The following is a 13,242-nucleotide window of genomic DNA, read 5'->3' on the forward strand; positions in this document are numbered from 1 at the left end:
TAATAAGTTGACTTTTTATCGAAAATACATAAGTCAAATTAAAATATAATGGATAAAATATAGTAAATCAAGATAATTTAATTTGGCTTTTGAAGGCTGGAATAATTCGCCGTATAACAGCGTACTAATGTATTTTGCTGTGATGCAGGTAGCCCTTATCAAAAAGGAGCTATTGAAGTAAATCATGAATTAATACGAAGGATACTTCCTAAGGGTAGAAGTTTTAATAATCTTACACAGGAAGATATCAACTTAATGATGAACCATATCAATTCATACAAAAGAAAAAAGCTGAATAATCGCAGTCCATACGAAACATTCAGCTTTTATCACGGAGAAGAAGTTTTGCATAAACTTGGATGCGCACCGGTTACAGCCAGTGACATAATGTTAAAACCTACTCTTCTAAAAAAATAATAAAAATGCGTGCCGCCAACCACTAAGCTATCTAAGAAATTAAGGGGTGGATTCTCCGATTACAAAAAAATCGAGAGGGAGTCGGCCTCCATTTGGCATGCTTATTTTTAATATAATACTTCAATAAATGTGAAAAATCAAACTGCATTTTGGTTACAAAAAATGCATCTCATTTACAAAACATGCATTTCAGATACAAAAGTGGCGTTTCCCTTACAAATATTCAGTTGTCAATTACAAAGATTGCTTTTCAATTTACAAAGTGGCATCTTGTGTTACTATTGAGTTTTTGATTTTGGATTATATCAGAAAAGTGAAGAATATTCAACTATTAAGAAGATAAATTCTTGCATACGTGAAGAATATCTCTTGTTTTCAATGTAGAATTATGGTATGCTTACAGAATAACCTGAATAATAGTGTTCTTTTTATAATAGAGAGGTGACGACAATGGAAGTTAGTTATAAAAAATTATGGAAAATCCTCATTGATAAAGATATGAAGAAGAAGGATTTGCAATCAAATGCTGGTATTAGCTGGGCTTCTATTACAAAACTTTCAAAAGGCGAGAATGTGAGTATGGATGTATTAATTAAAGTATGTAAAGCATTAGAATGTGATTTTGGTGACATTGTTGAGCTAATTCCTACGGGGAATGATTCTTCAGAAATGTGAGGTGTTAATATGGCAAGTAGTAATAATTCAAAAACAATTAGTGATGCTCATCCTCATACAATCAAGAAGTTTGAATTAATTGAGACATACATAAAATCGTGGGCGCAGAAATTAATGTTAACTGAAGGTTGTATAGGAATTGTCTTTATTGACTGCATGTGCAATAGTGGTGTGTATAAGGATGATGACGGAGAAAATGTATACGGAACGCCTACACGCGTTGCCAAGGCTTTGCTTGATGTAGCTAGAACTTATCCAGATAAACAAGTACATTTGTACTTCAATGATTATGATAAAAAGAAGATCGAGGAGCTTGAAAGGCATTTACCTTCTGAAGAAAGAAACTACAAGATAATTACAACTACACGAGATGGAAATGAACTTTTGAAGTGGATAGGTCCGCAACTTAACCAAAATAGCCATATGCATTTCTTTTTACTATATGATCCTTATGATGCGTCTATTGATTGGGATGCATTATTGCCGTTTTTTAGAAATTGGGGAGAAGTGTTAATTAATCATATGATTTCAGATTCAGTACGTGCTATACCGCAAGTTAAACGAGAAGATAAAAAAAAGAAATATGAAGGAACATATCGTGTACATAATATATCTGAATTAGTCCCATATGGTAGCAACCAGGCTGCTTATGAAAAAAGAATATTAGAAATAATTGACTATATGAAGGGGTCAGCAGGAAGAGAATATTATGTATCTGCATTTCCGTTTTTTAACACAAAAAATGCATTGGTTTATGATCTTGTTCATTGCACTAGTCATGAAAAGGGATTTAAGTTGTTTAAGTCAACAGCATGGAAAACTTTTGGTGACAAATCTTCATCTAAAAATAAACAAGGAAACAATGGTCAGCTTTCTTTTGATTTTCTCACTGGTGAAGCAGTTAGTATTATTTCTGTTGATGAATACTGCTACGATGTATTAAATATGGCTGCATATGTGCAGAATAATTTCAAAGGTCAAATTGATGTTCCTTTAGAAAAAATATGGAGATTATTAGATGAACATCCGGTTTTTCCTTCGGAAGGATATAAGAAGGAATTAAAAAACATTTTGAAGAAAGATTACGGCGCAAAAGTATCAACAAAGAGTATTACTTTTGTGGATAGGAGAGGTTAATATGCCTGAAATAGAGGAATATATACAACGGAAGACTATGCTCTATAAAACAGGCGTAGAATACGGAGATTACACAATCAATTTTGTACAAGGGTGTTCGCATGGATGTAAGTATCCTTGTTATGCATATACAATGAAGAAGCGCTTCGGTGTTGTGAAATCTTATGATGAATGGTGCAAACCTAAACTAGTTGAAAATACACTAGAGTTATTGGATAAAGAAATCCCAAGACTTAAGGATAAAATTGAATCCGTTCAGCTCTGTTTTGCAACAGATCCTTTTATGTTTGGATATGAACAAATCAGTAATATGGCTATTGAAGCGATTAAGAAGCTTAATGATGCTTATATAAAATGCACTGTGTTGACAAAGGGAGTTCTTCCAATTGAACTAGCACAGTTTTCTAATGAAAATGAATATGGTATCACGCTAATTACATTAGATGAATCATATAGAGAAAAAATGGAGCCTGGTGCAGCAACATGCAGAGAAAGAATTAATGCTTTACGCATGATTCATGATGCTGGATGTAAAACTTGGATAAGCATGGAGCCGTATCCTACGCCCAATATACATGATCAAGATTTGCATGAATTACTAGAAGCGATAAGCTTTGCAGATAAGATTATTTTTGGAAGAACGAATTATAGCAAAGAAGCTAGCGCATATAAAAAGCATAAAGCATTTTATAATGAAAAAGCAGCAGAAGTAATACGGTTCTGTGAAGCGCGTGGAATAGAATACCACATAAAAGATAAGACAATTACGGAAGTTTGAGGTGAATGTTGTGGCATTATTACAAGATTTAATCCAACAGATTGATGATCCTGCTCTTAGGGATAGAATTCTGAAGGAAACAAATAAATTAGTAAAGAACAAAAAATTCGGTTTGGTATTCGAAGATCATTTACCAGAATGCACACCTTTATATGATGTGCCTATTCGAGTGGGTTCTAAGGTAGCTTTGAAAATTGGTAAAGTTAATGATTTTTATGTTGTTCAGCGAATTCAAGGCGAAGCTGTATATTGTGATCACAGGGAAACGCATGAAATAAAAACTTTTGCTATAAATGAATTAGTTGTTATTGCAGAGTTTGGGGAACCTATTTACCCTACGTTAAAACCAATAGATTATGTGGAAAATGCCCCTGAAAGTGATTTGTGGCATACTTTAATTGAGGCAGACAACTACCATGCATTACAACTTTTAGAGTATCTATATGCTGGGAAAGTAGATTGTATATATATTGATCCACCATATAATACTGGTGCGAAAGACTGGAAGTATAATAATGATTATGTTGATAGTAGTGATTCATATCGTCATAGTAAATGGCTTTCCATGATAGAAAAGCGTTTAAAGTTAGCAAAGAAACTTTTGAATCCGAAAGATTCAGTTTTGATTGTCACCATTGATGAAAAAGAATATCTCCACCTTGGTTGTTTGTTGGAAGAAATATTTCCAGAAGCCGCTACTCAGATGATTACAGACGTCATTAATCCTGGGGGAACAAATAGAGAAAATGAGTTTTCACGCGTGGAAGAATATTTGTTTATCTGTAGGTTTGGAGATTGTTCAATTACGAAAATGAATCAAAATATGTTAGGAAATACAGATGAAACTAATAAAGCTAGAGTGTGGTATTCATTTAACCGTGGGAACAATTTACGAGAAAGTGCTAATAACCAGTTTTTTCCGATTTATATAGACGAAAAAAGTAAAAAAATAGTGAAAATCGGTGAACCAATGCACCCGAATGCTGAAATAAATGATTTCCCTCAGTACCAGGGCTTGATATCAGCATTTCCGATAAATGATAAAGGAAAAGAGTGTATTTGGAGAGGTGTATCTAAAACAATTAAAGAGTGGACGGAAAAGGGATATATAAGAGTTAGCAAGTATGACGAAAAGTTGGAAAGGTGGACTTTGTTATATATTCCATCCGGACTACAAAAAAGAATAGAGTCAGGAGAGATAAAAGTTGAAGGAAAAAGAGATGATGGTTCTCTTGATATTAATCACATTGACTCGTCTAGTGAATTGGTTTCTCCGAGAACAGTGTGGAATCAGAAAAATCATAATGCAACAGATTATGGTGCTTCAGTGTTAAAGAAACTTGTTCCAAATCATCACTTTTCATATCCAAAATCACTGTATTCTGTAAAAGATGCAATTAATTTTTTTGTTTTTTCAAAACCCAATGCTTTAATTGTAGATTTTTTTGCTGGCTCCGGAACAACACTTCACGCAGTCAACTTGTTAAATGCTGAAGACAATGGGAGCAGAAGGTGTATTATGGTGACGAATAATGAAGTGTCTGATGATGAAGCAAAAAATCTTTCTAAAAAAGGATTTCAATTTGGTGATCCAGAATGGGAAAAGCTTGGAATTGCACACTATATAACATGGCCGAGAACAAAATACAGTATAAAAGGTTTTAGAGATGATGGGACAGAAATTGATGGAGAATATATATCAGCTACGACAAAAACAATTAATAAATCACGAAACGTTACTCAAATTGGATTTGTTAAAACGTTTTCTGAAATGAAACTTGCTGATAAGAAGCAATTATTATCTATTTTATCTAAAGGAAATGTTCCGCAAAATTTAATAGAAACAGATACACGTTTTATTGTTTCTGATGATGATAAACATATTGTTTCAGTATTATATGATGATACAGCAGCTGATGAATGGCTAGAAGCGCTTGAGGATATGAATCAAATTACTGAGTTTTATATAGTTACAGATAAAAAACAAAAATTCAATTCTATAAAACAAAAAATAAATGATTTGCTTGGGGATATAGTTTCACAAGAACAGATTAAGATTCCAATGAGAAACGGTTTTAAAGCCAATGCTAAGTTTTTTAAATTAAGCTTTTTGGACAAAACGTCCGTAGCTCTTGGTAGACAATTTAAAGAATTGCTACCAGTTCTTTGGATGAAAGGTGGAGCTGTTGGCAAATGCCCTGAGCTAGTAGAAAATACACTTCCTGAAATGCTGGTTCTTAAGGAAAATAAGATGGCAATTCTAATTGACGAAACATACTATCCAGAATTTGATGACAAATTAAAGGGGTGTCCTGATATTCAGACAGTTTATATTGTAACTGACTCTGAGAGTGCTTATAGAGAAATGATTCGTTCCCATGAAGATAAGGAATGCTATCAACTTTACAGAGACTATTTGGATAATTTCCGAATTAATACAGGGAGGTAATTATGAAAGTAGAATTATTTTCGTTTCAAAAAAAAGCCCTTGCTGATATGCGAATGAAGACAGCAGAAGCACTTGGTAGCTATCATAGGACACATGCGCCTCAGGTAGTTTCCTTTACAGCTCCCACAGGAGCGGGTAAAACAATTATAATGGCTTCTCTGATAGAAAGTATTTTTTTTGGTGATGAAACATATTCAGAGCAGCAAAATGCAGTGATTATTTGGTTATCTGATTCACCCCAGCTTAATGAGCAATCAAAGTTAAAAATTGATTCTAAAGCTGATAAAATCCGTTTAGGACAATGTGTCACCGTTACGGAAGATTCATTTGATAAAGAAGCTTTTGAAGATGGACATATTTATTTTTTAAATACACAAAAGCTTTCTAAAACTTCTAATCTAACGAAAAAAGGTGATGGTAGAAGTTATACAATTTGGGATACTTTAGATAATACAGTGCGAGAAAAAAGTGATAGACTTTATTTTATTATTGATGAAGCCCATCGTGGCATGCAGGGTAGAGAAGCTGGGAAAGCAACCACAATCATGCAGAAATTTCTCAAAGGAAGTGAAGAAGACAGCATCCCACCTATGCCTGTAGTAATTGGTATGTCTGCAACAACGCAACGATTTAATACGTTAGTAGAAGGTACATCTTCTACTATACATAAATCTGTCGTTTCAGCTGATGAAGTACGCGCATCAGGGCTGTTGAAGGATCGTATTGTCATTACTTATCCTGAGGAAGGTTCAGTCAATAATGATATGGCTATCCTACAGGCAGCTGCAGATGACTGGAAAGAAAAGTGGGATCACTGGTATCAGTATTGCTATGAGCAACATTATGCTTATGTAAATCCTGTTTTTGTAATTCAAGTATTAAATGGAAGTGGAAATAAAATATCGAACACAGATTTAGATGACTGTTTGCAGAAAATTGAGGAACGTACTGGTTTCCGTTTTGAAACAGGACAAGTTGTACACACCTTCGGCCAAACAAATGCATCGATACCTGTAAATGGGATTGATGTCCGTTATGAGGAGCCTTCACGTATTTCAGATGATAGAAATATTCGAGTTGTATTTTTTAAGGAAAATTTATCGACAGGATGGGATTGTCCCCGCGCGGAAACTATGATGTCATTTAGACATGCTAATGATGCTACGTATATTGCGCAGCTTCTTGGACGCATGGTAAGAACTCCTATGCAGAAGCATATACAAGTGGATGATGTTTTAAATGACGTACATCTATACTTACCATATTTTAATGAAAGTACGGTTAAGGACGTTGTTGAAGCACTTCAAAGTGCAGAGGGTGGGAATATCCCTACAGATATTTATGGTGAATCAATTGGTGGTAAGACATTTGAAACTTTAACGGTCAAAACTAGAAAGAAAAAAGAATATACTCCTGTTCCAGGACAATTGACACTTGATATATTTGGAACTCAAGATGAGACTCCTTTAAGTACCGATGAGGTATCACCTAGATCTGAAACATCGGATTTTTCAAACAAGAATGACAGCGTGCAAATTGAACAACAAAAACCAGAACTCCAAAATCAATCTGAAGTTATGAATTCAAACAGTCAAAATCCTATTGTAGATAATTCGAGTGTGGCAGACACAAATGATTATCAAGACGAATCTTCAAGTGAGGAAGAAGAGGATTTATTTGATAGAGAAAGTGTTATGAAATTTATAAATGATGCTGGTTTACTTTCCTATAATATAAGGTCGCTTAAAATTAACAATTATTTGAAGTCACTATTTGAAATGGTGCATTTACTTACAATTTCTGGTCTGTACCGAGAAGCAATTCGTGAAGTGCAAACAGAAATTGCATTAATGATTTCAGAATATATCGAAAAATTAAAATTAGAAGGAAAATACGAAGAGCTTGTAAATCTGGTAAAAGAATTTAAGTTGGCAACACAGATCTTTGATGCTTTTGGTGAGACTGTAGACAACTACTCAGTGCATGATTTATTTACTTCTACAGACACAGATATAGATAGACAATTCCGCGTAGCTGAAACGAAGCTTGGTAATGAAGGTATTGGTATGGTCTATGGAAATAAGTATATAGATATTAATAATCCTAGCGCCTTTAAAGTTGACGTGATTTTATTTGTCGCGGATGATGAGTGCATGAACAATTTGCATAATTATGCGCAAAAGAGATTCCATGGTTTGAATGATGATTATCGTAAGTATATTGCGACCGTTGACTATGATAAAATCCGTAGTAAATATGACCGGATTGTTTCAGATGGAGATGTTGTAAGTAAGCACAATTTCAGATTACCTGAAACTATTCAAGTCCCTCATGAAGATGGAGGAAAAGAATATAACAATCATTTATTTGTAAATGATATTACTGGTATAGCTAAATTAAAACTTAATACATGGGAAGCGGGAGTAATTGAGGAAGAGGAAAAACGTGATGACTTCGTATGCTGGATTCGTAATCCTTCTAGAGCATCATGGGCTCTTTGTATCCCATATGAAATCGACAATGAAACAAAACCAACATTTCCAGACTTTATTGTTGTTAGAAAAGATGAGCGTTTAGGTTATGTGATTGATTTGCTTGAGCCACACAATCCAGACTTCAAAGACAATCTTGGCAAGGCAAAGGGTTTTGCAGAGTATGCTAGACAGAATCCAGGCGTTGGACGTATTCAATTAATCCGCATGGGTAAAGATGCTGCTGGAAAAAACAAGTTTAAGCGTCTAGATATGTCAAAGAGTGCAATTCGTGATAAAGTGTCTCATGCTATGACTATAGATGAACTTGACCATATTTTTGATACAGATGGTTTCTTTGCGTAATTACTATGTAAATTTATGGATTTAACTTAATTAAGGAAAAAGACAACAGCACCGGTTAATTTTATCGGTGTTGTTGCCTTTTTCTTAATCCTTTTTATAAAATTCTGTTTCATATCCATCAGCTCGAAGTAAAATATCCGACATCCACGAAGGACTTCTTCCCATTTGATCACAAATAGTCTCTAGAGTAACATCTTTACTGCATTCAATAATAAGTTCATCGTGAACATGCCCAACAATAAAGCAATGAGAGAAGGTATGTATAGCGTTCATAAGTATATTTCGACTTACAGCTTGTACAATATTCTCCACAAACTTTGGACCATAGCTCTCTAAGCGTTCCCATTTCTTAGTGCTACCGACACCTTCATAAGTTACAGATTCGCTGCCAAATATATTCTCACTAATCTTTGGCTTAACGTAGGAAAGGTTTCTGCCAGAAGGAAGGTGAATAAATAATATACCGCTTTTATACATGAACTTTATGCCATTTACTTCTGTAAGCGTTCTAGTCTTGATGGTTGTTTTAACTGCAGAATCCACTGCCCACCAGAACTGTACGATGTTAGGGTTAGATGTACGCCATGCATCTACCAGTGGTTGAAGCTCATTTTCAGATAGACCCATTTCAAGAGCTCCCATTGCTTTTAAGGCACCAACGCTACCACCGTATCCAAGTGCTAATTCAGCAATTTTACCCTTTTGACGTAGCTGTGAGTTAATACCATGCTTCTCAACAGGAACATGAAACATCTGACTAGCACTGGCACAATAAATATCTTTTCCATCTTTGAAAACATTAGCTCGCCAGGATTCTCCTGCTAAATGAGAAAGGACTCTTGCTTCAATTGCAGAGAAGTTACTAACAATAAACTTGTACCCTGGTTTCGGAATAAACGCAGTGCGTATTAACTGTGATAGGGTGTCAGGTATATCATCATATAATGTTTCTAGCATATCATAGTTACCACTACGAACCAGTTCTCTTGCCTGCTCTAAGTCCGACATATGATTTTGCGGGAGGTTTTGTAATTGAATGATGCGTCCAGCCCAGCGGCCTGTACGGTTGGCTCCGTAAAAGAAGAACATTCCACGAGCACGGCCATCGCTACAGATTGAATTTTCCATAGCTTGAAATTTTTTAATGCTACTTTTAGCAAGCTTTTGTCGAAGGGATAATATTTCGGTTAACTCATCTGGTACAGTTTTTATTATTTCAGATACCGGTTTTTTATCAAGAGAATCGGTTTTAATTCCGTTATCACATAGCCATTCCTTCATTTGTAACGGTGAGTTGGGATTATCAATACTGGTCATATTCTTTATTTGGTGGGTAATTTCACTTTTGGAGCGTTCGTCAAATGCAATGGCGTGTGTAACCACATCCATATCAGTTCCTATCCCGCGGTCGTTTATTTCTTGATCTAGGTGATATTCTTCCCAGATAAATTCTGGTAATGGGAACTTGGCGAGCTTTTGTTTTATAGACATTTCTACTTCAACGTCACGAATGTTATAGGATTTAAAAAGCTCCCACTTATCAGGTGCGTGTTGTGGAAGGTTACGAATCCTACCACCATTTGTTTTTGTAGGTTTGCAAGGAATACAGAAGTAACGGATAAGGTCTTTACCTTCTTTCATTTTTTGTTCTTCTAAACCAAGTACAGCACCAACACCCTCCAGTGAAAGTGGTAATCCCATATAAGCGGACCAAACAAGAGTGCAGCGCCATGATGAAGGGTCCAGGTAATTTGTAACGGTATCTTCTGGTATGCTGTAGCTTCTGAAATATTCAGGGCAGTTCTTTCTTAACCAGTTAGATAAACAGATACGTTCAAAGGAAGCGTTGAAGGCCCATTTGATTACGTTGTCGTCAATAATAGCAGCAATGATTTCTTGAGGCAGCCTTTCACCAGAAGCCAAATCATAAACGGTTACAGGTCCAGCGTTAACTGACACTGCAAATAATAATATTTCAAAACTATCTGATTCCGAGTATTTGTATACCCCAGATTTTTTTATATCCACATCGGAATATGTTTCTAAATCAATTGAAAGTTCTTTGATTTCCATGTGATTGTCTCCTTATATAAAAATAGGGCAGCAGCAGGAGTGCCACCGCCCAGAATGTTAGTTGTTGTCAGCTTTTTTAAGAGCTTCTTTTCTTTCTTTTTCGCGTCTGTAGTCATCGCGGATGCTGGTATAAACCATGTGTCCAAAGCCGATGAATACAAGCACTAACCATGCAAACGCGCCGATTGTAAGAAATAAATCTGAAATATGATTGTCCTCGCTTTCTTAGATTTTCGCAGGTGGCAGCTTGGCCACCTGATTAATTGTCATTGGTTACTTATTGTATTAGCTTAAGAAATCGTCATCTGTATCAGTTACAAAGTCGTCTTCAGCTCTAGTTTTACCGGCAAGAGGCTCACCGTCAACAATACCAGGTGCAGAAGCAGAGTTGGCGTTGATAAAGTAGCTATTTGCATAAGCAGGGTCGTCAGGTCTTTCAACGTCACCGTCTCTCAAAGGGTTCTTGATAATAGAAAGTGCAGGTACGCTCTTTCCGTTACCTTTAAGCTTAGACTTGCCTTCTTCGTATGCAGCTTCGATAGCAGCATTGATTTTTGCAACAATAGTAGTGTCGTATTTAGGGATGACAAGGGATACACTGTACTTAGGCGCGCCTCCATTGATGGATTTTGCATCCCAGACATTTGCATAGCTCCAACGGGTATTTACTCCTGTGATTACTTTTGTAGGGTTCTGAATCTTAGACATATTATTTTTCCTCCTTAAAATTTTCCTTAAAATCGTCTTGTGCTGTATTTATCGCCGGTCTTATATCGGATTTCAGTACGAGTGCAGGTTTTCCAGGCGGTTTATATATGAGCTCGCCAAGCAGCTCTTCAAAACGTTTTTTACCAAGAAGTGTAGTCATGGCAGTAACGCCAAGGACTTTCTTTTCGTAAGGATCAAAGCCGGACTTAGTAACAGCATTTGCGACTACAACTTCGTCTGTATATTTGCGATTGCTACGGCCTTCCACAACTTTGAATCCCTCATAATGAGTGCCTGATTGTGCTTGTTGCAGTGCATAATCCTTGATGTCGTTACCCTAGGAGATTAACTGGTCAATCTTTGGCAGAATTGCTGCTATTTCAATATCATCCAAAGTGGCAGGCATTTCAAAGTCATATTTTGCAAGCTCTAGATTATGTTCTGCACGTTTGCGTCAGGTAGCTTTTACTTTGCAAAATTGGCAGTGGTCACCAGCATTAAATTCACCTTTGCCTTCATAGGCAAGTTTTGCTGTTGGTGCAAGGACTTCATTTGCCCATGTAAGAAGCTCGTCCTTACTAATAGAGAATGTATCAACGTTTCCACGTCTTGGCTGGAAAATACTCATCTTGACCTCATTGATGTCATAAATGCCATCGAAGATTTCTAATGCACCAATCGCATAACAGAAAAGTTGAGAATTGTTCTGGGCCTCAATTAAAATTCCAAGCTCATGTTTATAGTCAATTATGTGAAGAACATCATCAGCCACAATCACACAGTCGCCGGTACCAAAGCCATTCTCTACAAAACGAGAGAAGTCTAGTCTTTGTTCTACAATGACTTGTGGATCCTTGCAGTGGACTTTTGCTTCTTCTAACCGTTCCAGTACAAAGTTACAATACTCCTCTGCATAGTTTTGCATCTCTACATTGTAGTAGGAGAGATTCGGTGTAGGGTCTTTAACATCCTGTCCTAGCGCCTTTTCAACAAGGTAGGTACATAATTCATGACAGTCGGTACCTTCTTGAGCGTAGGTAGATGTATGATCTGGAAGTGCTTCACATAGCTTAGCGCTAGGTGGACAGTTTAACCACCTATGGCTAGCGGAAGCAGATAAAAAAGCATGTTTAGCCATTTTCGATTACCTCCGCTTCAGCTACAACAGCTGCATAGTCACTTGGGCTTAATGTACTAAGCTTGTCAGCACCATATTTTGCAAGTAGGGCTTTAACTTCTTTGCCATAACCACTTGCAGATTTACCAGATAAGATACCGTGCACGTCTTCTTTAGAGTATTTTTTTCTTCAGAATGCTCTTCCTTAACAGGCAGTGACCTTTCCCTAGCCATTGTTACAGCTTTGGGTTCTGGTAGGTTGCCTGTTGAAAACATATCTTTTAATTTTTTAGCTGCTATAATCATTCCTTCGCCACAGGTAGTTAAATCCTGGACTGCTTTCAGGATGCCTTCGCCGCAGATAATCATCTCATCGATTACCATAGATAATTCACTCATCTTACTCACTTGGGTTTTCCTCCTTTTTCTTATTTGGTTGTCTGAGTTTGTTGGCCAGTATTTTTGATACAACGCTTATGGCGATAAGAACATCAATGAGTTCTTCGTCGGTTGATGTATCAAGCTGGCTTTTGTCATTCATGTCTGACTGCATCTGCATCACATCCATTTCCGAAAGAATTTGTTTCCTTTCTAATTTCCTAAGTGGATTTGGGAGATCATTTTCCAGTTTAGTAGAAAATTTTCTTTAGTTTTCTGTGGACCCTGGATTTTTGAGCTCATCTCTTACACCTTCCTAAGTAGCTTGGAGAAGCAGTTTTCCGGTGAAAAATAAAAAAAGTCCGAGTCTGTTTTCGCTTATATAAGGAAGCGATAGCAGCTCGGATTATTTTTGATGAATACAAAGAAAAGGACCAGCAAGTGCCGGCCCCTAAAGGTTTATTAATACATAATACTATGAGGTTTATTTGGAAGTATATTTATGGTTCCGTCTATACATTTCATACAACTAATGTTGCCTGAGATTCTTTGCTTAGTTGTACTAAAATCATTAGCAAATGTAGCGATAATGAATCGCGTATCTTGTTTTCCAAATCGTTTGATGTACTTACGAATGATTCTTCTTATCATCTTGTTACTCATTGTTGTTCCC

Annotated in this window: 10 protein-coding genes and 2 pseudogenes; 6 read left to right on the forward strand and 6 right to left on the reverse strand. The window is 36.2% G+C overall.

What is annotated here, in order from left to right:
* Positions 1 to 120 precede the first annotated feature (120 nt).
* The 6 genes and pseudogenes from RSD37_RS11300 to RSD37_RS11325 all read left to right on the forward strand — a co-directional run.
* Positions 121 to 417, forward strand: a pseudogene (locus tag RSD37_RS11300) (IS30 family transposase); the annotation flags it as partial.
* Between the two features lie 450 nt (positions 418 to 867).
* Positions 868 to 1,092, forward strand: coding sequence for a helix-turn-helix transcriptional regulator (locus RSD37_RS11305; RefSeq protein ID WP_346946849.1), 225 nt, complete (start codon positions 868 to 870; stop codon positions 1,090 to 1,092).
* 9 nt (positions 1,093 to 1,101) lie between these two features.
* Positions 1,102 to 2,229, forward strand: a complete 1,128-nt coding sequence (gene tcmP / locus RSD37_RS11310) for a three-Cys-motif partner protein TcmP (RefSeq protein ID WP_346946850.1) — start codon at positions 1,102 to 1,104, stop codon at positions 2,227 to 2,229.
* Position 2,230: 1 nt separating this feature from the next.
* Entirely contained in the window at positions 2,231 to 3,007 is a 777-nt protein-coding gene (locus RSD37_RS11315) for a radical SAM protein (protein WP_346946851.1), read from the forward strand.
* Between the two features lie 10 nt (positions 3,008 to 3,017).
* Positions 3,018 to 5,456 (forward strand): DNA methyltransferase, encoded by a 2,439-nt coding sequence (locus RSD37_RS11320; RefSeq protein WP_346946852.1) that lies wholly within the window; start codon positions 3,018 to 3,020, stop codon positions 5,454 to 5,456.
* Between the two features lie 2 nt (positions 5,457 to 5,458).
* On the forward strand, positions 5,459 to 8,293 hold the full coding sequence (locus tag RSD37_RS11325) for a DEAD/DEAH box helicase family protein (protein ID WP_346946853.1): 2,835 nt from the start codon (positions 5,459 to 5,461) through the stop codon (positions 8,291 to 8,293).
* A gap of 84 nt (positions 8,294 to 8,377) precedes the next feature.
* Here the strand turns inward: RSD37_RS11325 and RSD37_RS11330 are convergent, their stop codons facing one another.
* The 6 genes and pseudogenes from RSD37_RS11330 to RSD37_RS11355 form a co-directional block, all read right to left on the reverse strand.
* Entirely contained in the window at positions 8,378 to 10,360 is a 1,983-nt protein-coding gene (locus tag RSD37_RS11330) for a DNA polymerase (RefSeq protein ID WP_346946894.1), read from the reverse strand.
* 291 nt (positions 10,361 to 10,651) lie between these two features.
* A complete protein-coding gene (locus RSD37_RS11335) occupies positions 10,652 to 11,074 on the reverse strand; it encodes an ssDNA-binding protein (protein ID WP_346946854.1) in 423 nt (140 codons plus the stop codon).
* A 1-nt stretch (position 11,075) separates the two neighbouring features.
* Positions 11,076 to 12,212 (reverse strand): annotated as a pseudogene (locus RSD37_RS11340) (DUF2800 domain-containing protein).
* A 48-nt stretch (positions 12,213 to 12,260) separates the two neighbouring features.
* Complete coding sequence (locus tag RSD37_RS11345) at positions 12,261 to 12,599, reverse strand: hypothetical protein (RefSeq protein ID WP_346946855.1); 339 nt, start codon at positions 12,597 to 12,599, stop codon at positions 12,261 to 12,263.
* Positions 12,592 to 12,744, reverse strand: a complete 153-nt coding sequence (locus tag RSD37_RS11350) for a hypothetical protein (RefSeq protein ID WP_346946856.1) — start codon at positions 12,742 to 12,744, stop codon at positions 12,592 to 12,594. The genes RSD37_RS11345 and RSD37_RS11350 overlap by 8 nt, the downstream gene beginning before the upstream one ends.
* Positions 12,745 to 13,031: 287 nt before the next feature.
* Positions 13,032 to 13,232: a hypothetical protein gene (locus tag RSD37_RS11355; RefSeq protein WP_346946857.1), complete on the reverse strand. Its 201-nt coding sequence runs from the start codon at positions 13,230 to 13,232 to the stop codon at positions 13,032 to 13,034.
* Positions 13,233 to 13,242: the final 10 nt, after the last annotated feature.

The organism is Clostridium sp. (assembly GCF_036646415.1).
In the GTDB taxonomy this organism is placed as follows: Bacteria; Bacillota; Clostridia; order Clostridiales; family Clostridiaceae; genus Clostridium_J.

What these genes read in the sequence shown, in the direction of transcription:
- RSD37_RS11325 (WP_346946853.1), top strand. Translation starts at nt 5,459, where the DNA reads ATGAAAGTAGAATTATTTTCGTTTCAAAAAAAAGCCCTTGCTGATATG.
- RSD37_RS11315 (WP_346946851.1), top strand. Translation starts at nt 2,231, where the DNA reads ATGCCTGAAATAGAGGAATATATACAACGGAAGACTATGCTCTATAAA.
- tcmP (WP_346946850.1), top strand. Translation starts at nt 1,102, where the DNA reads ATGGCAAGTAGTAATAATTCAAAAACAATTAGTGATGCTCATCCTCAT.
- RSD37_RS11305 (WP_346946849.1), top strand. Translation starts at nt 868, where the DNA reads ATGGAAGTTAGTTATAAAAAATTATGGAAAATCCTCATTGATAAAGAT.
- RSD37_RS11355 (WP_346946857.1), bottom strand. Translation starts at nt 13,232, where the DNA reads ATGAGTAACAAGATGATAAGAAGAATCATTCGTAAGTACATCAAACGA.
- RSD37_RS11350 (WP_346946856.1), bottom strand. Translation starts at nt 12,744, where the DNA reads ATGCAGTCAGACATGAATGACAAAAGCCAGCTTGATACATCAACCGAC.
- RSD37_RS11335 (WP_346946854.1), bottom strand. Translation starts at nt 11,074, where the DNA reads ATGTCTAAGATTCAGAACCCTACAAAAGTAATCACAGGAGTAAATACC.